Consider the following 26,754-nt stretch of genomic DNA (forward strand, 5'->3'; position numbering starts at 1 on the left):
GTTACCGCATCATGAGTAAGATTGCATTTTTATTTCCCGGACAGGGATCACAATATATCGGTATGGGAAAAGACCTGTACGAACGCGAAGAAGCGTCAAAACGTATTTTTGATGAAGCGGACGAAACGCTTGAAACAAAGCTGAGCTCGCTCATTTTTGAAGGTGACGCCGAAGAATTAACCCTTACATACAATGCGCAGCCTGCGCTGTTGACAACGAGCATTGCCGTATTGGAAAAGTTTAAAGAATCCGGCATCACGCCTGATTTCACCGCCGGCCACAGCCTCGGAGAATATTCGGCGCTTGTTGCGGCGGGAGCGATGACATTTAAAGATGCCGTTTACACGGTAAGAAAACGGGGAGAATTCATGAATGAAGCCGTGCCGGCCGGAGAAGGCGCCATGGCCGCTATTCTCGGCATGGATGCGGAGTCATTGAAAAAGGTGACGGATCAAGTGACGGAAAACGGTCATCTTGTACAGCTTGCAAACTTGAACTGCCCCGGCCAGATCGTAATTTCCGGAACGGCAAAAGGCGTGGAGCTGGCTTCAGAGGAAGCGAAAAACAACGGAGCAAAACGGGCAATCCCATTAGAAGTAAGCGGACCGTTCCATTCTGAATTAATGAAGCCGGCAGCGCAAAAACTCGAGGAGGTGCTCAGCGCCTGTGAGTTAAAAAATGCGGCTGTTCCCGTGATTTCAAACGTTTCGGCTGACGTTATGACAGAAAAAGACGATATCAAGAAAAAACTGATCGAACAGCTGTACTCACCTGTTCGCTTTGAAGAAACCATTAACAAACTGATTGACGAAGGCGTCACGACGTTTGTTGAAATCGGGCCGGGAAAAGTGCTTTCAGGCCTTGTGAAAAAAGTGAACCGCCGCCTTAAAACAATCGCGGTTTCTGACCATGAAACCATCGAACTGGCGATTCAAACGCTGAAGGAGGAGAATCAGGATGCTTAATGAAAAAACAGCAGTGGTAACGGGAGCGTCCCGCGGAATCGGGCGGGCGATCGCGCTTGATCTTGCGAAAAACGGCTGTAACGTAGTAGTCAACTACTCCGGGAATGAAGCGAAAGCGAACGAAGTCGTAGATGAAATCAAATCTTTGGGCCGAAACGCGATCGCGGTAAAAGCTGATGTATCAAATTCCGAAGAAGTACAAAACATGATGAAAGAGGCTGTCGCTGCATTTTCTTCAATCGACATTCTCGTGAACAATGCGGGGATCACAAAAGACAATCTTCTGATGAGAATGAAAGAAAATGAATGGGATGATGTCATTAACATTAACCTAAAAGGTGTATTCAACTGCACGAAAGCCGTGACAAGACAGATGATGAAACAGCGCTCCGGCCGGATTATCAACGTATCATCAATCGTCGGCGTCAGCGGAAACCCCGGCCAGGCAAACTATGTGGCGGCAAAAGCCGGTGTAATCGGCTTAACGAAGTCATCAGCCAAAGAGCTTGCGAGCCGAAATATTACGGTCAATGCCATTGCTCCGGGCTTTATTTCCACGGATATGACGGACAAGCTTTCTAAAGAAGTCCAAGATGAAATGCTGAAGCAGATTCCGCTCGCGCGTTTCGGTGATCCTTCCGATATCAGCAGCGTTGTTACGTTCCTTGCTTCTGAAGGATCGCGTTATATGACGGGCCAAACCCTTCATATTGACGGCGGAATGGTGATGTAAAGATTTGTTTTTAAAATTTCATCCTAGTTTCTCTAGTTTTTTAAAAACGAATCCTCTATAATACTTGAGGGGAGGTGAATTGCTATGGCAGATACATTAGAGCGTGTAACGAAAATCATCGTAGACCGCCTTGGCGTTGATGAAGCTGACGTCAAACTTGAAGCTTCTTTCAAGGAAGACTTAGGTGCTGATTCCCTAGATGTAGTTGAGCTTGTTATGGAACTTGAAGACGAGTTTGATATGGAGATTTCTGACGAAGATGCTGAAAAGATTGCAACAGTCGGCGACGCTGTGAACTACATACAAAACCAGCAATAAGCTGATGCTAAAAGTCCCGCCTGACAGCGGGGCTTTAGCCCTTTAATCGTTCGGTTACCGGCGTCTGACGCTGTACGCGCTGCCGATTCCGTTTACGGCGGGGAGCGCGGTGAACCTGATGTGCCTATGGAGGTTACTATGTCAAAACACTCACATTTTAAAGATAAAAAAAAGTTCTATAAAAAAATAGAGCAATTTAAAGAGTTCCAAGAACGGATTTCGGTTCATTTTCAAAACGAGAAACTTTTGTATCAAGCATTTACACATTCATCTTATGTGAATGAGCATCGGAAAAAGCCGTATGAAGACAATGAAAGGCTTGAATTTTTAGGTGACGCTGTTTTGGAACTGACGATCTCCCAATTCTTATTTGCCAAATATCCGGCCATGAGTGAAGGAGATTTGACGAAGCTGAGAGCCGCTATCGTATGCGAGCCGTCACTCGTCTCACTTGCCCATGAATTGTCATTCGGCGATCTTGTTCTCTTGGGAAAAGGAGAAGAAATGACGGGCGGCAGAAAGCGTCCTGCGCTTTTAGCGGATGTGTTTGAAGCGTTTATCGGCGCACTGTATCTGGATCAGGGCCTTGACCCGGTTCAGCAATTCCTGAAAGTGTACGTGTTCCCTAAAATAAACGATGGTGCTTTTTCTCATGTGATGGATTTCAAAAGCCAGCTTCAAGAATTTGTACAGCGGGACGGAAAAGGATCGCTTGAGTACAAAATTCTCAATGAAAAAGGGCCTGCCCACAACCGGGAATTCGAGGCGCTAGTCTCCCTTAAAGGTGAGGCGCTCGGTATCGGGAACGGACGTTCCAAAAAAGAAGCCGAGCAGCATGCGGCACAGGAAGCTCTTGCAAAAATGCAAAAACATCATACGAAACAATAAAATCCCCCTGTTTCCCTAGGGGGATTTCAGTATGTCTGCGCCTGATATAAGCGGGTGATTATGATAATATTGAGATACTTATACGATAAGGAGGATCTGGGATGTTCCTCAAACGTTTAGACGTTATAGGATTTAAATCATTTGCAGAACGGATATCCGTTGACTTTGTAAAAGGCGTCACGGCCGTTGTCGGTCCGAACGGCAGCGGGAAGAGCAACATTACCGAAGCCATCCGCTGGGTGCTCGGCGAACAATCAGCCCGCTCGCTTCGGGGCGGAAAAATGGAAGATATCATTTTTGCGGGAAGTGATTCGCGCAAGCGGCTGAACCTTGCCGAAGTCACGTTAACGCTTGATAATGAAGATCATTTTCTCCCGATCGATTACCACGAAGTCAGCGTGACGAGACGGGTGTACCGCTCCGGAGAAAGTGAATTTCTCATCAACAATCAGCAGTGCCGTTTGAAAGACATCATTGACTTATTTATGGACTCCGGGCTCGGAAAAGAAGCATTCTCTATTATCAGCCAGGGGAAAGTCGAAGAGATTCTCAGCAGCAAAGCGGAAGACCGCCGCAGTATTTTTGAAGAAGCGGCCGGCGTGCTGAAATATAAAACAAGAAAGAAAAAAGCGGAAAACAAACTGTTTGAGACGCAGGATAACTTAAACAGGGTGGAAGATATTCTCCATGAGCTTGAAGATCAGGTCGAACCGCTGAAAATCCAGGCATCAATCGCCAAAGACTACTTAGAAAAAAAGAAAGAGCTTGAGCATGTCGAAATTGCCCTTACCGCCTTTGACATCGAACAACTGCATGGCAGATGGTCGGGTTTAAAAGACAAGGTGCAGGCTGCTAAAGAAGAAGAATTGGCGGAATCATCGGCTCTATCCGCAAAAGAAGCGATGATAGAAGAGACGAGAGATAAAATCCTCGCGCTTGATGAATCCGTCAACGAGCTGCAGCAGGTTCTGCTCGTGACAAGTGAAGAGCTGGAAAAGCTGGAAGGCCGGAAAGAAGTGCTGAAAGAGCGCAAAAAAAATGCCGCGCAAAACCGGGAACAGCTTGAGGAATCCGTTACACATTACACGAACAAAGAAGCCGAACTGAAAGCCGACATTGAAAAACAGTCTGCCGTCTATGATAAGCTGCGTGCGGAAGTGAAGCGGTTAAACGCCCAAGTGAAAGAAAAGCAGCAGGCTCTCAGTCTGCATAATGAAAATGTAGAAGAGAAAATTGAACAATTAAAAAGCGATTACTTTGAATTGTTAAACAGCCAGGCGTCGATTCGCAACGAGCTGCAGCTTTTAGATGACCAGATGTCCCAATCTGCGGTCCAGCAGGCGAGACTGACCGCAAACAATGAAAAATATCTTGAAGAACGTAACGATATTGCAGTCCGCAAAGCGGCGTGCGAAGAAGAATTGGCCGCCGTTGAAGAGGATATTCACAATCAGGTCGTCCGCTTTCGCGAAGTCCAGACAGCATATGAACAGAAAAAACGCCAATATGAAAAGAAAGAATCTGCGCTGTATCAGGCATATCAATTCGTCCAGCAGGCCAGATCCAAAAAAGATATGCTTGAAACGATGCAAGGCGATTTTTCAGGATTTTACCAAGGCGTAAAAGAAGTGCTGAAGCAGAAAGAGAAGCTCGGCGGCATCCGCGGCGCCGTTCTCGAACTGATTGCCACCGAACAAAAGTATGAAACGGCGATCGAGATTGCACTCGGCGCAGCGGCGCAGCACGTTGTCACAGACGACGAGCAGGCGGCGCGGAAAGCGATTCAATATTTAAAACAGAATTCATTCGGCCGCGCGACGTTCCTGCCGCTTACGGTTATGAAACCGCGCCAGCTCCAAACCCGTGATGAACAGACGGCTCAGAAGCATCCGTCTTTCCTCGGCACAGCGAGCGGGCTTGTCACATATGATGCCGCGTATCGGAATGTCATTCAAAACCTTCTCGGCACCGTGCTGATCACTGAAGATTTAAAAGGCGCGAATGAACTGGCCAAGCTTCTCGGGCACCGCTACCGCATCGTGACGCTTGAGGGCGATGTCGTCAATCCAGGCGGATCAATGACAGGCGGCGCGGTCAAAAAGAAAAACAATTCTCTGCTCGGCAGAAGCCGTGAGCTTGAGACGGTGACTGCGCGGCTTGCCGAAATGGAAGAAAAAACAGCTCTGCTCGAAAAAGAGGTCAAAACGCTGAAGCAGGCCATTCAAGAGCTTGAACATACGCTGAGCGGTCTCCGTGAAGACGGTGAAGCTTTCAGAACAAAGCAGCAGGATGTAAAAGGCAGGCTGTATGAACTCGAAGTCGCTGAAAAGAACATCAATACCCATCTGGAGCTTTACGATCAGGAGAAAGCATCACTGACGGAAAGCAGCCGGGAAAAAGAGACGCGCAAATCAGCTCTGGAAGAACAGCTGAGTGAGGCATCCGGCCAGCTGAAAGAGCTTGAGGAAGAGATGGAAAGGCTGACAAAACAAAAGCAGACCCTATCCTCAACAAAAGAAACGCTCTCTCATGAACTGACGGAATGTAAAGTGGCCGCTGCGAAAAAAGAACAGGCGTGCTCGAGTGAGGAAGACAACCTCAAAAGGCTGAAAAAAGAGCTTGAAGAAACACAGCTCGCTCTGAAAGAAACACGGGAAGATTTAAGCCTCCTGACCTCAGAGATGACGTCCAGCACAAGCGGTGAGGAGCAGCTTGAAGAAGCAGCCCATCACAAGCTTCACGATAAAACGAGAACGATCGAATTGATCGCCAGCCGGCGCGACCAGCGTGTGAAGCTCCAGCGGGCTCTTGATACGAACGAACTTGAGCTGAAAGAGATGAAGCGTCTGTACAAGCAAAAAACAGACATTCTGAAAGATGAAGAGGTAAAACTCGGCCGGATGGAAGTTGAGCTTGATAATCTCTTGCAGTATTTACGCGAGGAGTACAGCTTATCCTTTGAAGGAGCAAAAGAACAATATCAGCTCGAACTCGAGCCTGAAGAGGCGAGAAAACGGGTCAAACTGATCAAGCTTTCAATTGAAGAGCTCGGAACGGTCAATCTCGGCAGCATCGATGAATTTGAAAGAGTAAACGAACGGTATCAGTTTTTAACAGAGCAGAAAAATGACCTGACGGAAGCGAAAAATACACTGTTTCAAGTCATTGAAGAAATGGATTCTGAAATGACGAAGCGATTCCATGAAACGTTTATCCAGATCCGTTCTCAATTCAACGACGTGTTCCGTTCTTTATTCGGAGGAGGACGGGCTGAACTGAAGCTGACTGATCCGAATGATCTTCTTAATTCCGGGGTGGACATTATCGCGCAGCCTCCGGGCAAAAAACTGCAAAACTTAAATCTTTTGTCAGGGGGAGAACGGGCGCTGACTGCCATTGCCCTTTTATTCTCCATTCTGAAAGTAAGGCCCGTGCCGTTCTGCGTCCTTGATGAAGTGGAAGCTGCGCTTGATGAAGCCAATGTATTCAGGTTTGCGCAATATTTAAAAAAATACAGCGGCGACAGCCAGTTTATCGTCATCACCCACAGAAAAGGCACCATGGAAGAAGCGGATGTCCTCTACGGTGTTACGATGCAGGAATCCGGCGTTTCCCGAATGGTTTCGGTCAAACTGGAAGAAACAAAAGAATTCGTTCAGTAACGAGGAAAGAGGTTGAAAGATGAGCTTTTTTAAAAAATTAAAAGAGAAAATCACGAAACAGACAGACTCCGTCTCTGAAAAATTTAAAGATGGTCTTGAAAAAACAAGAAATTCCTTCTCAAATAAAGTGAACGAACTCGTCTCCCGCTACCGGAAAGTCGACGAGGATTTCTTCGAGGAGCTTGAGGAAGTGCTGATTGGCGCTGACGTAGGTTTTACAACCGTTATGGAGCTGATTGATGAGCTCAAAAAAGAAGTGAAGCTGAAAAACATCCAGGATCCTCAGGAAGTGCAGTCCGTCATTTCTGAAAAGCTTGTCGACATTTATAACAGCGGCGACGAACAGATTTCTGAATTAAATATTCAGGACGGGCGCCTGAACGTTATTCTGCTTGTCGGGGTAAACGGCGTCGGAAAAACGACAACGATCGGAAAACTTGCCCATAAGCTGAAGAATGAAGGCAAATCCGTTGTGCTCGCTGCCGGAGACACCTTCAGAGCCGGGGCGATTGAACAGCTTGAAGTGTGGGGGGAGCGTACAGGCGTGCCTGTCATTAAGCAGGCTGCCGGAAGCGACCCTGCTGCGGTTATTTATGATGCCGTACACGCGGCTAAAGCAAGAGGAGCGGATGTGCTGATTTGTGATACGGCCGGCCGCCTTCAGAATAAAGTAAACTTAATGAAAGAGCTTGAAAAAGTCAAACGCGTCATCGAACGCGAAGTGCCTGAGGCTCCGCATGAGGTTCTCCTTGCGCTGGACGCGACGACAGGCCAAAATGCGATGGCGCAGGCGAAAGAATTCTCCAAAGCGACGAATGTGACGGGTATCGCGTTAACGAAGCTTGACGGCACCGCAAAAGGCGGTATCGTCCTGGCGATCCGCAATGAGCTTCACATCCCCGTGAAACTGGTCGGCCTCGGAGAAAAGGTTGACGATCTCCAGCGGTTTGATGCAGAATCTTACGTATACGGTCTCTTTTCTGATTTAGTTGAAAAAGCCGAGGATTAATGAATAAAAAACGAGTGTAAAATGGACGGTTTTATACTCGTTTTTTTATACGCATTGATAGATCGGAATGGAGGGGGCAATTGTTGGACAAATGGCTGAAAGCTGAATTGGAAAGTAAGATCGGCGCGATAAACCATATGTCGCTGCTGGATGAACAGGGAGGCACTTCAACCGTTCGAAAAATAGTGGCCGGCCAAGACGCATTTCTGCTGAAAAGTTCTTTTCAACAGAAGTATCGGGAATGGTTAATGAGAGAAGCCTTCGTTTTACAAAAACTGACGGAAACTCGTCGTCTGCCTGTTCCTATTTATTATGGGATGATACAGGAACAGCATGCCAGCCATATCATCATGTCATTTGAGGATGGAATCACCCTGACTTCGGCTTTAAGAAAAGCAAAAGGGGATACTGAAAAGAAAAAGCTGATCAAAAGTTTCGGCCAGTTTCTGCAACGTCTGCATGAAACCGAAATGGTCCCTGGTTTACAGCCGGAATCAGACTGGCTCGATCTGCAAATCAAACGAGCCGGGGAATATATCAAAAAAGGACAGGCTGAAGGAAGTGCAGAGCTTTTGAAGGAATTGGACAGGTACAGGCCTGTTCCTGTTCAGCAGACAATGATACACGGTGACTGCACGACTGATAATGTGCTGGTGAAAGACGGAGAGGTCTATCTGTTTATCGATACTGCGGGAATATCGGCGGGAGATCCGCGATATGATGAATCATTAGCGATCAGTCATTTTGTCACAAATGAAGCATGCCTCAATGCTTTTTACGAAGGCTATTGCCGCTATCGTGTATCAAAACAAGAATTCGAGTATTTTAACGACGGTCTATATGAATTTTTTTGAAAAAACTTATTATGTAAAAAGAGCATCATGCTTTGACAAGATAAAAACTTGACACACGCTCTGAAACCATGTAAACTAAGTTTTTGTAAAGGGATTTGACTTAACAAAGGGGAGAGCTCAAATGTCGCTCGAAAAAACGACGAGAATGAACTATTTATTTGACTTCTATCAGTCGTTGCTGACGTCAAAACAAAAGAGCTATATGTCGCTTTATTATCTGGACGATTTCTCCCTTGGTGAAATAGCCGAAGAGTATGACGTTTCAAGGCAAGCCGTTTACGATAACATCAAACGGACTGAAGCGATGCTTGAACAATATGAAGAAAAACTGCTCCTTTTTAAAAAGTTTCAGGAGCGTAAAGAAATGTTTACAAAGCTGAAAGAGCTTGCTTCCGGGTTGCAGGAAGAGGAAAAAATGACGGCTCTGATTGAAGCGCTTGAGAAATTAGATTAGGAGGCGGCAAACAATGGCATTTGAAGGATTAGCCGACCGACTGCAAAAGACGATTTCAAAAATCCGCGGAAAAGGAAAAGTCAGCGAACAAGACGTAAAAGAGATGATGCGTGAAGTTCGTCTTGCGCTTCTTGAGGCTGACGTTAACTTTAAAGTCGTAAAGGATTTTGTGAAAAAAGTAAGTGAACGGGCTGTCGGACAGGACGTTATGCAGAGTCTGACACCCGGTCAGCAGGTTATTAAAGTCGTAAAAGAAGAGCTTACCGAGCTGATGGGCGGCGAAGAAAGCAAAATTGCCGTCGCCAAACGCCCGCCGACCGTTATTATGATGGTCGGGCTCCAAGGTGCCGGTAAAACGACAACCACGGGGAAGCTTGCCAACCTGCTGCGCAAAAAACATAACCGCAAACCGCTGCTCGTGGCTGCGGATATTTACCGCCCCGCCGCGATTAAACAGCTGGAAACCCTGGGGAAACAGCTTGATATGCCGGTCTTTTCGCTTGGCGATCAGGTCAGCCCGGTGGAAATTGCCAGACAGGCGATTGAAAAAGCGAAGGAAGAGCATCATGATTATGTGATTTTAGACACCGCCGGACGGCTGCACATCGATCATGAACTGATGGATGAGCTCTCCGGCGTAAAGGAAGTCGCAAATCCTGAGGAAATTTTCCTTGTCGTCGACTCAATGACCGGTCAGGATGCGGTAAACGTCGCCAAAAGCTTTAATGACCAGCTCGGTTTAACGGGTGTCATTTTAACAAAGCTTGACGGGGATACCCGCGGAGGTGCGGCGCTTTCTATCCGCGCGGTCACCGAAACGCCGATTAAATTCGCCGGAATGGGAGAAAAGCTCGATGCTCTTGAAGCGTTCCATCCTGAACGGATGGCATCCCGGATTCTCGGAATGGGTGACGTGCTGACCTTGATTGAAAAAGCTCAGGCGACTGTTGATGAAGACAAAGCCAAAGAGCTTGAGCAGAAAATGAGAACGATGAGCTTCACATTGGATGATTTTCTGGAGCAGCTCGGCCAGGTCCGAAACATGGGGCCTCTTGACGAACTGCTGCAAATGATGCCCGGCGCAGGCAAAATGAAAGGCTTAAAAAACATCCAAGTCGATGAAAAACAGCTGAATCATGTGGAAGCGATCATTAAATCAATGACTGTTCTTGAAAAAGAACAGCCGGATGTCATTAACGCCAGCCGGCGGAAGCGGATTGCCAAAGGAAGCGGAACATCCGTTCAGGAAGTCAACCGTCTTTTAAAGCAGTTTGAGGAAATGAAAAAAATGATGAAGCAGATGACCAACATGACAAAAGGGAAGAAAAAAGGCTTTAAATTACCTTTTATGTAATCGGTTATACATGATAAAACCGTTGTTAAGAAAAAACACTTTACAAACACTTTTATCATTGTTAATATACTATCTTGTTGAAATATTTTCGGAGGTGCTAGTAAAATGGCAGTAAAAATTCGTTTAAAACGTATGGGAGCAAAAAAATCTCCTTTCTATCGTATTGTTGTAGCAGATTCTCGTTCACCGCGTGACGGCCGTTTCATCGAAACAGTCGGCACATACAACCCGGTTGCAAAGCCGGCTGAAGTGAAAATCAACGAAGAGCTTGCTCTTAAATGGCTTCAAACAGGAGCTAAACCTTCTGATACAGTCCGCAACTTGTTCTCAAGCCAAGGAATTATGGAAAAATTCCACAACGCTAAACAAGGCAAGTAATGACTGATCAGAACTTGGAAGATTTGATTGTCAGCATTGTGGCTCCGCTTGTCGACCATCCGGAAGACATAACGGTCACAAAGGAAGAGACTGATCAAAAGATTGCGCTGCGCTTATCTGTCAATAAGTCAGATACCGGTAAGATTATCGGAAAGCAAGGCCGGACTGCAAGAGCGATTCGAACCGTCGTTTTTGCAGCTGGCGCACAGTCTTCTAAGAAAGTTCAATTTGAAATATTTGACTGAAAAAGGGAGAGGGCCGGCACCTCCCCTTTTTTTACACGTAAAAAAGGCAAATGAACAGAAATATGTTGGAAGAGTGGGGAGTCTGGTCCTATGCAGATTATTCACAGGGTAACCGTTATGCAGGTTCTGACCGAGCAAAGCAAGGAAAAGCTTTTGGCCTCTTTTGCAGAAAAAAAGCAAACGCTTGAACGAGAATGCAGCCAGCTCTATTTTCAGCTTAGAAAACATGAAAAAGATCAGCAGAATCCCGATGTAGCGGAATCTTTTAAAAAAGCCATTGAGAAAAGACAAGACAAAATCAAAATGATCGATTTCCAAATAAGCCAGACAAAGTCGCTCCCGCTTGGAAGCGAAGTGAAGGAAAAGGAGATCGATGCGCTGCTTTCAATCAACGTCGGTGATAACTGGCATGAAAAAACAGCGGCAAATACCATCGTCATAAAAGACGGGGTAGTAATTGAAATCCGCCCGAGGTGATAATATGACAAACAGATGGTTTAATGTAGGCAAAATTGTAAATACCCACGGCATTAAAGGCGAAGTGCGGGTCATTTCTAAAACGGACTTTGCCGAAGAACGGTACAAGCCCGGCAATACGCTCTATTTGTTTGCGGAAGGGGCTGCGGAGCCAATTAAAGTAACGGTCAGCGCCCACAGGCTTCACAAGCAGTTTCACCTGCTGCAATTCAAAGAAATGCCGAGTCTCAATGAAGTCGAACACCTAAGAAACATGGTGATCAAAGTCCCTGAAGAAGACTTGGGAGAGCTTGAAGAAGATGAATTTTATTTTCATGAAATCATCGGCTGCGAGGTTGTGTCAGAAGACGGGGAACTGATCGGCACAGTGAAGGAAATCTTGACGCCCGGGGCTAATGACGTATGGGTGGTTGCAAGAAAAGGCAAAAAAGATGCGCTCATTCCGTATATTGCTTCTGTGGTAAAGGATATTAATATAAATGAGAAGAAAATTAAGATTCATGTAATGGAAGGGTTAATAGACGAATGAAAATCGACTTTTTAACACTGTTTCCCGAAATGTTTCAAGGGGTGCTCGGCTCATCCATTCTGCAAAAAGCACAGGAAAAAGAGGCTGTCCGTTTTGACGTCATCAATTTCCGGGCTTTTTCGGATAATAAACACCAAACGGTTGATGATTACCCGTACGGCGGGGGAGCCGGGATGGTGTTAAAGCCGCAGCCTGTATTTGATGCGGTTGAAAAGCTGACAGCCGGTACGGACGCCAAGCCGCGCATTATTCTCGTCTGCCCGCAAGGTGAGCGTTATACGCAGAAGAAAGCCGAGGAGCTGGCACAAGAGGAACATCTCATGTTTATTTGCGGACATTATGAAGGGTATGATGAACGGATCCGGGAACATCTTGTCACTGATGAAATCTCCATCGGGGATTTTGTGCTGACCGGGGGAGAGCTCCCTGCCATGATGATCGCCGACAGTGTTGTCAGGCTTTTGCCGGGCGTCCTCGGAAAAGAAGCATCCCACGTGGAGGATTCCTTCAGCACGGGGCTTTTAGAGCATCCTCACTATACGAGGCCAGCAGATTATAAAGGCTTAAAAGTGCCTGAGACTCTTCTGTCCGGCAACCATGCCAAAATACAAGAATGGCGCAATAAAGAATCAATCAGAAGAACCTTTTTAAGACGTCCCGATCTTCTTGAAAACTATCCTCTCACTGATGAGCAAAGAAAATGGATTTCCGAGTGGGAAAACGAATAGATTCTATTGCGCAGGCGATGAAGATATGATAAGATACTACTTGTGGCTTAAGGAGGCTTATCCTTCAGAAGCTTGAAAACGATGTTCCGCTGTGCCTTGCAGTTGTGGCCAAGAGCATCTGTTGGAAGGAGTTGAAAACGATGCAAAAACTAATTCAAGATATCACAAAAGAACAGCTTCGCACTGATCTTCCTGCGTTCCGTCCTGGTGACACTTTACGTGTACACGTAAAAGTTGTTGAGGGTAACCGTGAGCGTATCCAGATCTTCGAAGGTGTTGTGATCAAGCGTCGTGGTGGTGGAATCAGCGAAACGTTCACAGTTCGTAAGATTTCTTACGGTGTTGGCGTTGAACGTACATTCCCTGTACACACACCAAAAATCGCGAAAATCGAAGTTGTACGTTACGGTAAAGTACGTCGCGCTAAGCTTTACTACCTGCGTGAACTTCGCGGAAAAGCGGCTCGTATTAAAGAAATCAGACGATAATGATAACGAACGAAAAGAGCTTGTTACCCGTAACAGGCTCTTTTTTTATATGAAATTTGTAAAAGCAGAACAAGCAACGTAAAATACATAAGAGATCATCGGAACATCCGGTTCCGGTAAATAAGGCAGGTGTCGAAGTCACATGACCATTCAATGGTTCCCGGGCCATATGGCTAAAGCGAGACGGGAAGTAACAGAAAAACTGAAATTAATTGATATCGTATACGAATTGGTGGATGCGAGAATTCCGATGTCATCGAGAAATCCGATGATTGAGGAGATTTTAAAAAATAAGCCGCGCATTATGCTTTTAAATAAAGCCGATAAGGCGGATGCGGCTGTGACTGCCCAGTGGAAGGACCACTTTCAGGAACAGGGCATTCCCTCTCTTTCAATAAACTCCGTTAACGGGCAGGGACTGCATCAAATCGTGCCGTCCTCAAAAGAGCTGCTGAAGGATAAGTTCGATAAAATGAAAGCAAAAGGCATTAGGCCAAGAGCAATCCGCGCATTAATCATCGGCATTCCGAATGTCGGCAAATCAACGCTCATTAACCGGCTGGCCAAGAAAAACATTGCCAAGACGGGAGACAGGCCCGGCATTACCACTTCACAGCAGTGGGTAAAGGTAGGCAAGGAATTAGAGCTGCTCGATACACCGGGAATTTTATGGCCTAAATTTGAAGATGAGCTTGTCGGCTTGCGCCTGGCGATCACCGGGGCGATTAAAGATACGATTATCAACCTGCAGGATGTGGCCGTCTTCGGGCTGCGCTTTCTGGAAGAGCATTATCCCGACCGCTTGATGGAGCGCTACGGACTTCAGGAAATCCCTGAGGATATCGCCGCTCTTTTCGACGCGATCGGTGAAAAACGCGGCTGTTTGATGGGCGGCGGAATGGTTGACTATGATAAAACAACGGAAGTCATCATTCGGGACATCCGGACGGAAAAATTCGGCAGGCTTTCATTTGAAACACCATCAGAATAAAGACGCGCAGCGATGCGGGTCTTTATTTTTTCCGCAGAATACCGATATACATAATGTAAGGGAGAAGAGAACGTGAATACATTAACCGTAAAAAGCGTAAAAGAACGCCTGCAAGAGGTCAGGGACGAAAGCGACCCCTTCCTTGCCCAATGTGAGAAAGACCCGAGAAAAAGCGTACAGACGCTTTTAGAGCAATGGCTGAAAAAGCACGCGAAGGAAAAAGCTCTTAAAGAGCAATGGCTGAACATGACGGCATACGAAAGACTGTCATCCAAAAAGGGCTTCCGCCTGATTGCGGGTGTTGACGAAGCCGGAAGAGGGCCGCTTGCCGGACCGGTTGTCGCCGGCGCCGTCATTTTGCCGGCAGAATGCGAGATTCTCGGTCTCACGGACTCGAAGAAATTGTCGGAAAAGAAGCTCGAGGAGTATTACAGCCGGATCACGGAAGAAGCGGCGGCTGTAGGAGTCGGCATTGTCCATGCGGACGTCATTGACCGGATCAACATTTATGAGGCCGCGAGACTGGCGATGGTAAAAGCCGTCAATGCTTTAACGGAAACACCTGATTATCTGCTTGTTGATGCCATGACCCTTCCGCTTGACATTCCGCAGTCATCAGTTATAAAAGGGGATGCCAAAAGCGTGTCAATTGCCGCCGGAGCCTGCATCGCAAAAGTAACGCGGGACCGTCTCATGGCTGAGTACGCCAAAACCTACCCCATGTACGGCTTTGAAAAAAATAAAGGCTACGGAACGAAAGAACATCTTGAAGCTCTTCAGGCATACGGACCGACAACTATTCACCGAAAAACGTTCGCTCCCGTTCAATCTTATTGTTAGAAAAGAGGCTTAAGACATGAACATAAGCGGCGAAATCCAAGCGGCTTTCAGACAGCTGACGGCGGAAATCCCTCCGGACCGGCAAGACGGCGGTAAAGACAGCGGCGCTCAAAGGCTGCTGTTAGGGAAGGTTCTCCGTTTGCTGGACGATCAAAGCGCTTTTATCCAAATCGGCGGCCGGACGATGCAGGGAAAACTTGAAACCGCCCTTCGTCCGCAGGCGTATTACTGGTTCTCTTATGACAAACAGCCGGCGGAAAAAACAGGCCGGCTTCATGTCATCGACCAATTCGAAGGAAGCCCGAAAACCGTTCAGGAAGCGGCGGGAAGACTGTTAAACGCTCTTTCTGTCAAACTAGGCCCTGTGTCTCTGCAGATTGCCGAAACGTTTATGCAGCAGAAGCTGCCGATGACGGAAAACAGCCTCAAAGCTTGCATCCGCTGGGCTGAATCGCTTCCGGCCGCCGAATTGAAAAAAGCGGCGGAAACAATCGTATTTGCGCTGAAACGGGAACTGCCCGCACATCCGGAAGTCTTGTCCGCCATTCATGCCGTTAAATATCCGGTTCCGACCCGGCGCCTCCTCTCAGGACTGCTTCAGGCAATCAATCAGGCTCCGCAATCGGCAAAAGAGCTGTCTGTGCTCAAAGAGGCGGTTTCTGACGTGTTAAACGCGGAAACGGATCTTCATGCAGAACGTCTCTTGAAGAAGCTTGCCGAGGCTGCACGCATGCCGCTCTCAGAAACCGGGCTGATGGATGAAGGAGAACGGACGGAATCAAAACAATCACCATTTGTCCGAGAGACTCGTGAAAACGGAAAGGCAGTCTCAAGCCAGCCTTCTCCTCCGAGTGCACGGACAGATCCGGAACTTCCTGAAAAAACGGCAAAACAGATTATAGAGAAATTAATGACATCGGCAGAAAAAACTGAAAACCGTCCCGTAAAAGTAACGGCGGAGATCATTAAGGCTTTCATTTCTCAAGAAAAAACATTGAAAACAGCGCCTGTTCTTCAAAACGCACATCTGACAGAACAGGAGGCGGCTGTTTTCGAAAAAGCCGCTCAGCTCACCGAATTGAAATATGCAGAAAAACATGATGTATTAAGCCTTTTGCAGAAAATCAAAAAAGGACTGGGCACGCGTGATGAATTATCATTCATTACAGCGCTTGAAAAAGGCGTATCTCCGCAGCCGGAGAAACAAGCGCTGAAAACGGCCCTCCAAGCCGTCCGGACGCTTCAAGAGGCGCCCCAATCCGTTAAACAAGAGGCGGAACCGCTTATTCATAAATTAAACGGCCAGCTGTTTATTGAGCAGCATAACCCTTCTTTTACGCAGATGGTGCTGTCATTTCCGCTGGGAGCGTCCGCGTATGAGAATGACATCACAGTTCTCTTTAAAGGACGGAAGAAGCCGGACGGAAAACTCGATCCGTCACATTGCAGGCTCCTGTTTTTGCTGCACCTTGAAACACTGCAAGAAACCGTTGTGGACTGCATGATTCAGCAAAATGTAATGACCATTACGGTTGAGACTGATTTTGAGCTTCAGGCGGCCATCGACCCTCTCGTACCGGCTTTAAAAGAAGCCGTAAAAGAAACGGGCTTCAGCCTGTCAGGCGTCACGGCTAAAAAACGGCGCCCGAAAGACCAGAGCGCTCTTGTGGGAGAGTTTATAGAAAAAGACGGCGGAAGAAAAGTGGATGTGAAAATATGAAAGAGCAAACGCCGTTAAGAAGAGCTGTCGCCCTGCATTACGACCGGCAGAAAGACCAAGCCCCGAAGGTTGTCGCAACAGGCAGGGGGCACGTGGCGGAAAATATCATAAAAGAAGCTGAGAAGGCGGGGGTTCCCATTCAGGAAGACAGAACTCTTGTCGAATTAATGCGCCATTTGACGGTTGACGATCAGATACCGGAGGCGCTTTATGAAACCGTTGCCGAAATTTTTTCATTTGTTTACAAACTGGACGAAACCCTGAAAAACGAAAAATAAGGACCATTCATTTCCCGGACTCCGTTTAAATTTATATTTTCAATAAAATAAAAGTTAGAATGTTTGGAAGGATATAAAGATTTTGTTTTGAACCCTAGACAATTCTTCCAGTATTATATAGAATGAAAGCGCAGTCTATTTTTAGTTTTGCTACATAAGTTAGGAGGATGGGAAATGAATATCCATGAGTACCAGGGAAAAGAAGTCCTCAGAAAATACGGGGTGTCTGTTCCTGAAGGTAAAGTGGCTTTTACAGCAGAGGAAGCAGTTGAAAAAGCAGAGAGCCTGTCAAGCTCGGTTTATGTCGTAAAGGCGCAAATCCATGCTGGCGGCCGCGGCAAAGCTGGTGGGGTAAAGATTGCAAAAACAAAAGATGAAGTGAAAGAGTATGCCGAAGAACTGTTAGGCAAGACGCTCGTCACACATCAAACGGGTCCGGACGGACAAGTAATAAAACGCTTACTTATTGAAGAAGGCTGCGATATTAAAAAGGAATACTATGTCGGGCTTGTACTTGACCGCGCTACTTCAAGAATCGTTTTAATGGCGTCTGAAGAAGGCGGAACGGAGATTGAAGAAGTAGCGGAAAAAACACCTGAAAAAATTAAAAAAGCGGTAATTGATCCGGCTGTCGGCCTTCAGGGCTATCAGGCAAGGGAAATTGCATTCGCAATTAACATCCCGAAAGAGCTTGTCGGCAAAGCCGCTAAATTTATGCTCGGTTTATATAAAGCATTTGTTGAGAAGGACTGCTCCATCGCCGAGATCAACCCTCTCGTCGTTACGGGGGACGGAAACGTCATGGCGCTGGATGCTAAGCTGAACTTCGACAGCAATGCGTTATACAGACAAAAAGACATTATGGAATACAGAGATTTAGATGAAGAAGATCCGAAAGAAATCGAAGCGTCAAAATACGATTTAAGCTACATTTCCCTTGATGGAAATATCGGCTGTATGGTAAACGGCGCGGGTCTTGCAATGTCTACTATGGATATCATTAAACACTACGGCGGAGAACCTGCAAACTTCCTTGATGTCGGGGGCGGCGCAACCGCAGAAAAAGTTACGGAAGCTTTTAAAATCATTCTTTCCGATCAAAACGTAAAAGGAATTTTCGTCAATATTTTCGGAGGCATCATGAAGTGTGATGTCATCGCCGAGGGCGTTGTTGAAGCGACGAGACAAGTCGGATTGACATTGCCGCTGGTCGTGCGCCTTGAAGGGACAAACGTAGATTTAGGAAAGAAAATCCTGAATGAATCAGGCTTAAACATCACATCTGCGGAATCAATGGCAGACGGCGCACAGAAAATAGTATCCTTAGTTTAGGAAAGAATGAAAGGCAGGGGACCAGATAATGAGTGTTTTTATCAATAAAGATACAAGAGTTATTGTACAGGGGATTACAGGTTCTACCGCTTTATTTCATACAAAGCAGATGCTGGAATACGGCACGAATATCGTTGGCGGTGTAACACCTGGAAAAGGCGGAACGGAAGCGGAAGGCGTACCGGTATTCAATACGGTCGCAGAAGCGGTTCATACAACGGGCGCAGATGCGTCAGTTATTTACGTGCCGGCTCCGTTTGCGGCGGACGCAATTATGGAAGCGGTTGACGCGGAAATTGATCTTGTCATTTGTATCACTGAGCACATTCCGGTTTTGGACATGGTGAAAGTGAAGCGCTTTATGGAAGGCAAGAAAACGAGATTAATAGGGCCGAACTGCCCTGGTGTTATTACACCTGAAGAATGCAAGATCGGCATTATGCCGGGATACATTCATAAAAAGGGTCATGTAGGCGTTGTGTCCCGTTCAGGAACATTGACATACGAGGCTGTCCATCAGCTTTCAGAAGCCGGCGTAGGCCAATCTACCGCTGTAGGGATCGGCGGCGATCCGGTCAACGGCACGAACTTTATTGACGTGTTAAAAGCGTTCAACGAAGATCCTGAAACACATGCCGTCATCATGATCGGAGAAATCGGCGGCACAGCTGAAGAAGAAGCGGCTGAGTGGGTGAAAGCGAACATGACGAAGCCTGTTGTCGGCTTTATCGGCGGTAAAACCGCGCCTCCGGGAAAACGCATGGGCCATGCGGGCGCCATCATCTCCGGAGGAAAAGGCACGGCAGAAGAAAAAGTCAAAACGATGAACGCCTGCGGAATTGAAGTCGCGGAAACCCCTTCTGTAATGGGTGAAACGCTGATTAAGGTGTTAAAAGAAAAAGGCTTATTTGAAACGTGCAAAACGCACTGATCGAAGCAGGGGCAGCCGTAACGGCTGTTCCTGTTTTTGCTGAAAAAAAGAGGAGGTTTCCAGATTTGGATCAAGCATCGCGCTGTTTAATGGTCTGCAGTATTAATCAAATCATTTCCCCGTCTCTTCTATTAAAATGGTGGAAAGCTGATCATTCTCTGTCTTTTTTACCGGATCCGCATTCATTAACTGTTTTATCAGAAGGGAAAACAGCCCCGGAAGCAATTTTTCGGGAAATAGAGCGCAAGGATCCGGAACTTGATGAAGTTCTGTCCGATTACCGCCGCGAAGGCATCACTGTCATTCCGATTTCATCAAGCCGCTATCCAACATGGCTTAAAGCGATTTATGATCCGCCGGCTGTCTTGTATGCAAAAGGGAACACGCTGCTTCTTGAAAAAGGCAGAAAAATCGGGATTGTAGGAACGCGGAAACCGACGGAAGACGGAATAAAAGCGGTTGGGCATCTTTCCGCCGAACTCTCAAAAAAAGGCTGGGTCATTGTAAGCGGGCTTGCATCCGGTATAGACGGATTGTCTCATAAGGCGAGCATCAGGGCAAAAGGGCTTACGATCGGCGTGATAGCCGGCGGATTCCATCACATCTATCCCCGGGAAAATCTCCTGTTAGCAGAATACATGGCTGAACACCATCTCCTACTCTCAGAACATCCTCCTGAAACAAAGCCGAAAAAATGGCACTTTCCGATGAGAAACCGCATAATCAGCGGATTAAGTGAAGGAATTGTGGTCGTGCAGGGAAAAGAAAAAAGCGGTTCATTAATCACAGCTTACCAGGCTCTCGATCAAGGCAGAGAGGTATTTGCCGTTCCGGGTTCCATATTTAATCCATATTCCGGAGGACCTATAAAACTCATTCAAGAAGGGGCGAAAGCTGTATTATGCGCAGAGGATATTGACGGAGAGCTGACCGCCCGATGCGTTCAGTATACGGAACCCTTTTGAAATATCGTTTGACAAACGGTATTGTAATATTTAATAATAGTGAGGATTTAAAGTTGCACATTATTTTCATGTATAAAATGACGTTCATCATAAAGAATGAAATGTTGAAAGCCATAAAAAGGCAGCTCTAAAATGAATTGATACTTGAAAAGAGAGAGAACACCTCTTGAGGGGGATGAAAATGTCTGATTATCTAGTCATCGTGGAATCGCCGGCAAAGGCGAAAACGATTGAACGTTATTTAGGGAAGAAATATAAAGTCAAAGCTTCAATGGGACATGTCCGGGATCTTCCGAAAAGTCAAATGGGAGTTGACATCGAACAGAACTTTGAACCGAAATATATTACGATCCGCGGAAAAGGCCCTGTTTTAAAAGAATTAAAAACAGCGGCAAAGAAAGCAAAAAAAGTCTATCTCGCGGCCGACCCCGACAGAGAAGGGGAAGCGATTGCATGGCATCTCGCACACAGTCTTGATCTGGATCTCAGCTCGGACTGCCGGGTCGTCTTTAATGAAATAACGAAAGACGCCATTAAAGAATCATTTAAACATCCGCGCATGATTAATATGGATCTTGTCGATGCGCAGCAGGCGCGCCGCATACTAGACAGACTCGTCGGATACAAAATCAGCCCGATTCTTTGGAAAAAAGTAAAAAAAGGCCTCAGTGCGGGCCGTGTGCAATCCGTTGCGCTCCGGCTGATCATCGACCGGGAAAAGGAAATCAACGATTTTAAACCTGAAGAGTACTGGACGATTACCGGCTCATTTTTAAAAGGAAAAGAGACGTTTGAAGCCGGATTTTTCGGGAAAAACGGCAAAAAGCTTCCTTTAAAAAGCGAAGAAGACGTAAAAGCCATCCTTGCTCAGCTGAAAGGCAATAAGTATACAGTTGACAAGGTCACGAAAAAAGAGCGCAAACGAAATCCCGCTCTGCCGTTTACAACGTCCACTCTGCAGCAGGAGGCTGCAAGAAAGCTGAATTTCAGAGCGAAGAAAACGATGATGATCGCGCAGCAATTATATGAAGGAATTGATCTCGGCAAAGAAGGGACAGTCGGGCTCATCACGTATATGAGAACGGACTCAACGCGGATTTCCAATACAGCCGTTGAAGAAGCGTCAGCTTTTATTGATCAGGCGTACGGAAAAGAGTACTTAGCGGGAAAACGGAAACCGGCAAAGAAAAATGAAAACGCACAAGATGCTCACGAAGCGATCCGCCCGACTTCGGTGCTCAGAAAACCTGCCGACTTAAAAGCGGTGCTTGGAAGAGACCAGCTCAGATTATATAAGCTGATTTGGGAGCGCTTTGTTGCAAGCCAGATGGCCCCTGCCGTCCTTGATACGATGAGCGTCGATCTCAGCAATAACGGATTGACATTCCGGGCAAACGGAAGTAAAGTCAAATTCGCCGGCTTCATGAAAGTCTATGTAGAGGGTAAAGACGATCAGCTGGAAGAAAAAGACCGCATGCTTCCGGACCTTAAAGAGGGAGACACGGTTTTATCGAAAGATATTGAGCCTGAGCAGCACTTTACTCAGCCGCCTCCGCGTTATACAGAGGCGCGCCTGGTTAAAACGCTTGAAGAACTGGGGATCGGCCGTCCTTCGACATATGCGCCGACTCTTGACACCATCCAGCGCCGCGGTTACGTGGGATTAGACAATAAACGGTTTGTGCCGACTGAGCTTGGGCAGATCGTGCTGGATCTTATCATGGAGTTTTTCCCGGAAATCATTAACGTTGAATTCACGGCTAAAATGGAAAGAGACCTTGACCATGTTGAAGATGGCCAGACAGAATGGGTTCAAATCATTGACAGCTTCTATACTGATTTCGAAAAACGCGTGAAAAAAGCGGAAGCCGAAATGAAAGAAGTGGAAATTGAACCTGAATACGCCGATGAAGATTGTGAGTTATGCGGCTCCCGGATGGTTTATAAAATGGGCCGATACGGCAAATTTATGGCGTGCTCCAATTTCCCTGACTGCCGGAATACAAAACCGATTGTCAAACAAATCGGCGTAAAATGTCCTAAGTGCCATGAAGGAAACATTGTCGAACGAAAATCAAAAAAGAAACGCATCTTTTACGGCTGTGACCGTTATCCTGAATGCGACTTCGTATCTTGGGACAAACCGATTGAACGAAAATGCCCGAAATGTGAAAATATGCTCGTAGAGAAAAAGCTTAAAAAAGGCATACAAGTCCAATGCGTCGAATGCGATTATAAGGAAGAACCACAGAAGTAGCGGTGAGCAGAGCCTTGCTCACCTTCTTTGTGTGGAAGGGACAAACAACAGGAGATGAAAAGAAATGAACCAGCAAACAGTTAATGTAATCGGAGCAGGCCTTGCCGGAAGTGAAGCGGCATGGCAGCTTGCAAAAAGAGGAATTCAAGTGAAACTATATGAAATGCGGCCCGTCAGGCAGACGGCAGCCCATCATACTGATAAATTCGCCGAACTGGTATGCAGCAACTCCCTCCGTTCAAATACACTCGCCAATGCGGTAGGCGTATTAAAAGAAGAAATGCGGGCCCTTGACTCGGCAATCATTCAATCTGCTGATAAATGCTCGGTTCCGGCCGGGGGAGCGCTTGCCGTTGACCGTCATGAATTTGCGCAAAGCGTGACGGATCTCGTGAAAAACCATCCGAACGTAACGGTTCTTACTGAGGAAGTAACAGAGATTCCGGAAGGCCCGACTGTTATCGCGACCGGACCGCTTACGTCAGAATCGCTTTCACAGCAGCTGAAAGAGCTCACGGGAGAAGAGTATCTGTATTTTTATGACGCGGCGGCGCCGATTGTCGAAAAAGACAGCCTCGATATGGAGAAAGTGTACTTAAAATCCCGTTATGACAAGGGAGAAGCGGCGTACTTAAACTGCCCGATGACAGAGGAAGAGTTCGACCGTTTCTATGAAGCATTGACGACGGCTGAGACGGTACCTTTAAAAGAATTCGAGAAAGAAATCTTCTTTGAAGGCTGCATGCCGATTGAAGTCATGGCGAAAAGAGGCAAGAAAACAATGCTGTTCGGACCGATGAAACCGGTCGGACTGGAAGATCCGAAAACAGGCAAGCGCCCTTATGCAGTCGTTCAGCTCAGACAGGATGATGCGGCGGGAACGCTTTATAATATTGTAGGTTTTCAGACACATTTAAAATGGGGAGACCAAAAAGAAGTGCTTAAACTGATCCCCGGTCTTGAAAATGTTGATATCGTCAGATACGGCGTCATGCACAGAAACACATTTATCAACTCGCCGAGCCTTTTGAATCCGACATATCAATTTAAACAGCGGAACGATCTGTTTTTCGCAGGCCAAATGACCGGCGTAGAGGGTTATGTTGAATCTGCCGCTTCAGGTCTTGTAGCGGGAATCAATGCCGCCAAACTTGTGCTCGGTCAGGATCTTGTGACATTCCCGCAGGAGACGGCGATCGGAAGCATGGCTCACTACATTACGACGACAAATCAGAAGAACTTCCAGCCGATGAATGCAAACTTCGGCCTCTTAAAAGAATTGCCTGTAAAAATCAAAAACAAAAAAGAACGAAATGAAGAATACGCTAAACGCGCAATTGAGACTATTCAAACTATTTCGAAAACGATATAGCTTTTCATTGCAACTTCGATGCATTATATGATACCATTTAAAAGCCCTTCGGAGAGGGAGGTCTTCATAATGACTGAGAATGTTAACTTTTTTTTAAAGTTATTCGTTGAATATTTACAAATTGAAAAAAATTATTCACAATATACTATTGTGAATTATGTTAATTCGATTGAAGAATTTGGGATGTTTCTGCATGCTCAAAATATAAATGGAATGAAAGAAGCTGCATATCATGATGTTAGAATATTTTTGACAGAGGCTTATGAAAAAGGCCTGTCAAGAAAAACAATCAGCAAGAAAATTTCAGCTTTGAGAAGCTTCTATAAATTTTTAATGAGGGAAAAGCTTGTTGAAGAGAATCCGTTTCAGCTTGTTCATCTGCCGAAACAAGAGAAACGGATTCCGAAGTTTCTTTATGAAAAAGAACTTGAGGAACTATTCGCTGTTTCAGACAGAAGTCAGCCGTCAGGGATGCGCGATCAGGCCCTGCTTGAGCTTCTTTATGCGACCGGAATGAGGGTCAGTGAGTGCTGTACGCTCACTGTCGGCGATCTTGACCTGTTCATGGATACGGTGCTCGTTCACGGGAAAGGCAAGAAGCAGCGCTATATCCCGTTCGGCTCATATGCCCGTGATGCGCTGGAGCTGTATATCAACAGCGGAAGGCAGTGCCTGCTTGAAAAAGCAAAAGAGCCTCATGATGTGCTGTTTGTCAATCAAAGAGGCGGCCCGCTGACCGCCAGAGGAATCCGGTATATTTTAAGCGGGCTTGTAAAAAAAGCATCCGGCACTTTACATATACACCCGCATATGCTTCGGCACACGTTTGCGACTCATCTGCTGAATGAAGGGGCTGATTTAAGAAGCGTCCAGGAGCTTTTGGGCCATTCCAATCTGTCTTCTACGCAGATATACACACATGTATCGAAGGAAATGCTGAGAAACACATATATGTCCCACCACCCGAGAGCTTTTAAAGAAAATTAAAAGGAGGCCCTTCTCATGTCATCTTTTCATGCGACAACGATTTTTGCCGTCCAGCATAACGGGAAAAGCGCTATGTCAGGAGACGGCCAGGTCACATTCGGTCAGGCTGTAGTCATGAAACATACCGCGAGAAAAGTGAGAAAGCTGTTTAACGGAAAGGTTCTGGCCGGATTTGCGGGATCTGTTGCAGACGCTTTCACACTTTTTGAAATGTTTGAGGCGAAGCTTGAAGAATACAACGGCAATTTAAAACGTGCGTCGGTTGAGCTTGCGAAAGAATGGCGCAGCGATAAAGTGCTGCGCAAGCTGGAAGCCATGCTGATTGTCATGAACCAGGATACCTTGCTTCTCGTATCGGGAACAGGTGAAGTGATTGAGCCGGATGACGGCATTTTGGCAATCGGCTCCGGCGGAAACTACGCCCTGTCAGCAGGAAGAGCGCTGAAAACCTATGCCGGAGAGAATCTGTCCGCCAAAGATATTGCAAAAGCCGCTTTGAAAATCGCGGGCGAGATTTGTGTGTACACAAACGATCAGATCATTGTGGAAGAACTTGAATAGAAAGGACTTGAGGCGCATGGAAAACAAACCGTTAACACCGAGACAAATCGTAGATCGGTTGGATCAATACATTGTAGGACAGCAGGATGCGAAAAAAGCTGTCGCCGTGGCATTAAGAAACCGCTATCGCAGAAGTCTTCTTGATGAAAAACTGAGAGACGAGATCGTTCCCAAAAACATCCTGATGATGGGCCCGACCGGGGTGGGGAAAACAGAGATCGCCAGACGGATCGCCAAGCTTACCGGTGCGCCATTTATAAAAATTGAAGCGACAAAATTTACAGAAGTCGGCTATGTAGGCAGAGATGTCGAATCAATGGTCAGAGACCTCGTTGAGACATCCGTGCGGCTCATTAAAGAAGAAAAAATCAGCGAAGTGAAAGAACAGGCTGAAGAAAATGCAAACAAACGTATAGTGCGGCTTCTCGTTCCGGGAAAGAAAAAACAAGCGGGTGTGAAAAATCCGTTTGAAATGCTTTTCGGAGGAAGCCAGGCGGCAAATGATGATGAAGCCGACCAGCAGGAAGAAGCAAGCCTTGAAGAGAAAAGAAAGCGCATGGCGCATCAGCTCGCGTTGGGAGAGCTCGAAGACCATTACGTCTCCGTAGAGGTGGAAGAGCAGCAGCCGTCGATGTTTGACATGCTGCAAGGCTCCGGGATGGAGCAGATGGGCATGAATATGCAGGATGCGCTGAGCAATCTGGTGCCAAAAAAGAAAAAACGCCGCAAAATGACGGTCAGAGAAGCAAGGAAGGTTCTGACCAATGAAGAGGCAGGCAAATTAATCGATATGGATGAAGTCGGCCAAGAGGCCGTGTTAAGAGCTGAAGAGGGCGGCATTATCTTTATTGACGAAATAGATAAAATCGCAAAAAACGGAGGGGCTTCTTCCTCAGCAGATGTATCGAGAGAAGGCGTTCAAAGAGATATCCTTCCGATTGTCGAAGGATCTACCGTCGTCACGAAATACGGCTCCGTCAAAACAGATCATGTGCTGTTTATCGCAGCCGGGGCATTCCATATGGCCAAACCGTCTGATCTGATTCCGGAGCTGCAGGGCCGCTTTCCGATTCGTGTAGAATTGAGCAAGCTGACGGTAGATGATTTTGTGAAGATTCTCGTCGAACCCGATAACGCGCTGTTAAAACAATATCAAGCTTTATTGCAGACAGAAGGTATATCTCTTGAATTTTCTGACGAAGCTATTCGTAAGATCGCCGAAGTGGCTTATCATGTGAATCAGGATACGGACAACATCGGAGCGAGAAGGCTTCACACGATATTGGAACGTCTCTTGGAAGACCTGTCGTTTGAAGCGCCGGACGTGACGATGGAAAAAGTCGCCATCACGCCGCAATACGTTGAAGAAAAGCTCGGAACGATTGCAAACAACAAAGATCTAAGTCAATTTATATTGTGAAAATTTAATAAGAGGAAT

At 46.5% G+C, this 26,754-nt stretch carries 27 protein-coding genes; all 27 read left to right on the plus strand.

The window, feature by feature from the left end:
- Positions 1 to 11: 11 nt before the first annotated feature.
- The 27 genes from fabD to hslU all read left to right on the plus strand — a co-directional run bounded on the left by fabD (position 12) and on the right by hslU (position 26,736).
- Positions 12 to 965, plus strand: a complete 954-nt coding sequence (gene fabD, locus G9F50_RS04525; protein ID WP_007409759.1) for an ACP S-malonyltransferase — start codon at positions 12 to 14, stop codon at positions 963 to 965.
- Positions 958 to 1,698, plus strand: a complete 741-nt coding sequence (gene fabG, locus G9F50_RS04530; protein WP_003154312.1) for a 3-oxoacyl-[acyl-carrier-protein] reductase — start codon at positions 958 to 960, stop codon at positions 1,696 to 1,698. The genes fabD and fabG overlap by 8 nt, the downstream gene beginning before the upstream one ends.
- A gap of 84 nt (positions 1,699 to 1,782) precedes the next feature.
- Positions 1,783 to 2,016 carry an acyl carrier protein gene (gene acpP, locus G9F50_RS04535; RefSeq protein WP_003154310.1) on the plus strand — a complete coding sequence of 78 codons (234 nt, stop codon included), beginning with the start codon at positions 1,783 to 1,785 and terminating at the stop codon, positions 2,014 to 2,016.
- Between the two features lie 138 nt (positions 2,017 to 2,154).
- The gene (rncS, locus tag G9F50_RS04540) at positions 2,155 to 2,904 is read left to right on the plus strand and encodes a ribonuclease III (protein WP_012117543.1); all 750 of its coding nucleotides are present in this window, start codon (positions 2,155 to 2,157) and stop codon (positions 2,902 to 2,904) included.
- Positions 2,905 to 3,005: 101 nt separating this feature from the next.
- Positions 3,006 to 6,566 carry a chromosome segregation protein SMC gene (smc, locus tag G9F50_RS04545; protein WP_060561701.1) on the plus strand — a complete coding sequence of 1,187 codons (3,561 nt, stop codon included), beginning with the start codon at positions 3,006 to 3,008 and terminating at the stop codon, positions 6,564 to 6,566.
- A 19-nt stretch (positions 6,567 to 6,585) separates the two neighbouring features.
- Complete coding sequence (ftsY, locus tag G9F50_RS04550; RefSeq protein ID WP_003154301.1) at positions 6,586 to 7,575, plus strand: signal recognition particle-docking protein FtsY; 990 nt, start codon at positions 6,586 to 6,588, stop codon at positions 7,573 to 7,575.
- An 83-nt stretch (positions 7,576 to 7,658) separates the two neighbouring features.
- Complete coding sequence (locus tag G9F50_RS04555) at positions 7,659 to 8,429, plus strand: phosphotransferase family protein (protein WP_060561699.1); 771 nt, start codon at positions 7,659 to 7,661, stop codon at positions 8,427 to 8,429.
- A 121-nt stretch (positions 8,430 to 8,550) separates the two neighbouring features.
- Positions 8,551 to 8,883, plus strand: coding sequence for a putative DNA-binding protein (locus G9F50_RS04560; RefSeq protein WP_003154299.1), 333 nt, complete (start codon positions 8,551 to 8,553; stop codon positions 8,881 to 8,883).
- Between the two features lie 13 nt (positions 8,884 to 8,896).
- Positions 8,897 to 10,237, plus strand: coding sequence for a signal recognition particle protein (gene ffh, locus G9F50_RS04565; protein WP_025284722.1), 1,341 nt, complete (start codon positions 8,897 to 8,899; stop codon positions 10,235 to 10,237).
- Positions 10,238 to 10,342: 105 nt separating this feature from the next.
- Complete coding sequence (gene rpsP, locus G9F50_RS04570; protein WP_003154296.1) at positions 10,343 to 10,615, plus strand: 30S ribosomal protein S16; 273 nt, start codon at positions 10,343 to 10,345, stop codon at positions 10,613 to 10,615.
- A complete protein-coding gene (locus G9F50_RS04575; protein WP_007611392.1) occupies positions 10,615 to 10,860 on the plus strand; it encodes a KH domain-containing protein in 246 nt (81 codons plus the stop codon). Before rpsP ends, G9F50_RS04575 begins: the two co-directional genes overlap by 1 nt.
- A gap of 90 nt (positions 10,861 to 10,950) precedes the next feature.
- On the plus strand, positions 10,951 to 11,337 hold the full coding sequence (locus G9F50_RS04580; protein ID WP_165406461.1) for a YlqD family protein: 387 nt from the start codon (positions 10,951 to 10,953) through the stop codon (positions 11,335 to 11,337).
- Positions 11,338 to 11,341: 4 nt separating this feature from the next.
- Entirely contained in the window at positions 11,342 to 11,866 is a 525-nt protein-coding gene (rimM, locus tag G9F50_RS04585) for a ribosome maturation factor RimM (protein WP_003154290.1), read from the plus strand.
- Positions 11,863 to 12,594, plus strand: a complete 732-nt coding sequence (gene trmD / locus G9F50_RS04590) for a tRNA (guanosine(37)-N1)-methyltransferase TrmD (protein WP_015417462.1) — start codon at positions 11,863 to 11,865, stop codon at positions 12,592 to 12,594. The genes rimM and trmD overlap by 4 nt, the downstream gene beginning before the upstream one ends.
- A 140-nt stretch (positions 12,595 to 12,734) precedes the next feature.
- On the plus strand, positions 12,735 to 13,082 hold the full coding sequence (gene rplS / locus G9F50_RS04595; protein WP_003154288.1) for a 50S ribosomal protein L19: 348 nt from the start codon (positions 12,735 to 12,737) through the stop codon (positions 13,080 to 13,082).
- A 142-nt stretch (positions 13,083 to 13,224) separates the two neighbouring features.
- Complete coding sequence (ylqF, locus tag G9F50_RS04600; RefSeq protein WP_060561698.1) at positions 13,225 to 14,073, plus strand: ribosome biogenesis GTPase YlqF; 849 nt, start codon at positions 13,225 to 13,227, stop codon at positions 14,071 to 14,073.
- Positions 14,074 to 14,145: 72 nt separating this feature from the next.
- A complete protein-coding gene (locus G9F50_RS04605; protein WP_007611398.1) occupies positions 14,146 to 14,913 on the plus strand; it encodes a ribonuclease HII in 768 nt (255 codons plus the stop codon).
- Positions 14,914 to 14,929: 16 nt separating this feature from the next.
- Positions 14,930 to 16,633, plus strand: coding sequence for a hypothetical protein (locus G9F50_RS04610; RefSeq protein ID WP_060561697.1), 1,704 nt, complete (start codon positions 14,930 to 14,932; stop codon positions 16,631 to 16,633).
- Positions 16,630 to 16,911, plus strand: coding sequence for a FlhB-like flagellar biosynthesis protein (locus G9F50_RS04615; protein WP_015239847.1), 282 nt, complete (start codon positions 16,630 to 16,632; stop codon positions 16,909 to 16,911). Before G9F50_RS04610 ends, G9F50_RS04615 begins: the two co-directional genes overlap by 4 nt.
- Positions 16,912 to 17,085: 174 nt before the next feature.
- Positions 17,086 to 18,243 (plus strand): ADP-forming succinate--CoA ligase subunit beta, encoded by a 1,158-nt coding sequence (gene sucC / locus G9F50_RS04620; protein WP_003154283.1) that lies wholly within the window; start codon positions 17,086 to 17,088, stop codon positions 18,241 to 18,243.
- 28 nt (positions 18,244 to 18,271) lie between these two features.
- Positions 18,272 to 19,174 carry a succinate--CoA ligase subunit alpha gene (sucD, locus tag G9F50_RS04625; protein WP_003154281.1) on the plus strand — a complete coding sequence of 301 codons (903 nt, stop codon included), beginning with the start codon at positions 18,272 to 18,274 and terminating at the stop codon, positions 19,172 to 19,174.
- A gap of 65 nt (positions 19,175 to 19,239) precedes the next feature.
- A complete protein-coding gene (gene dprA, locus G9F50_RS04630; RefSeq protein ID WP_060561696.1) occupies positions 19,240 to 20,139 on the plus strand; it encodes a DNA-processing protein DprA in 900 nt (299 codons plus the stop codon).
- A 181-nt stretch (positions 20,140 to 20,320) separates the two neighbouring features.
- On the plus strand, positions 20,321 to 22,396 hold the full coding sequence (gene topA, locus G9F50_RS04635; RefSeq protein WP_007409771.1) for a type I DNA topoisomerase: 2,076 nt from the start codon (positions 20,321 to 20,323) through the stop codon (positions 22,394 to 22,396).
- A 64-nt stretch (positions 22,397 to 22,460) separates the two neighbouring features.
- Positions 22,461 to 23,768 carry an FADH(2)-oxidizing methylenetetrahydrofolate--tRNA-(uracil(54)-C(5))-methyltransferase TrmFO gene (gene trmFO / locus G9F50_RS04640; protein ID WP_012117550.1) on the plus strand — a complete coding sequence of 436 codons (1,308 nt, stop codon included), beginning with the start codon at positions 22,461 to 22,463 and terminating at the stop codon, positions 23,766 to 23,768.
- A 69-nt stretch (positions 23,769 to 23,837) separates the two neighbouring features.
- The gene (gene xerC, locus G9F50_RS04645; protein ID WP_007409774.1) at positions 23,838 to 24,755 is read left to right on the plus strand and encodes a tyrosine recombinase XerC; all 918 of its coding nucleotides are present in this window, start codon (positions 23,838 to 23,840) and stop codon (positions 24,753 to 24,755) included.
- Between the two features lie 15 nt (positions 24,756 to 24,770).
- Positions 24,771 to 25,316 (plus strand): ATP-dependent protease subunit HslV, encoded by a 546-nt coding sequence (gene hslV / locus G9F50_RS04650; protein WP_063095268.1) that lies wholly within the window; start codon positions 24,771 to 24,773, stop codon positions 25,314 to 25,316.
- Positions 25,317 to 25,332: 16 nt separating this feature from the next.
- On the plus strand, positions 25,333 to 26,736 hold the full coding sequence (hslU, locus tag G9F50_RS04655) for an ATP-dependent protease ATPase subunit HslU (protein WP_007611413.1): 1,404 nt from the start codon (positions 25,333 to 25,335) through the stop codon (positions 26,734 to 26,736).
- Positions 26,737 to 26,754 lie beyond the last annotated feature (18 nt).

Origin of the sequence: Bacillus sp. EKM206B (assembly GCF_011066015.1) — a bacterium.
Classification (GTDB): Bacteria; Bacillota; Bacilli; order Bacillales; family Bacillaceae; genus Bacillus; species Bacillus velezensis.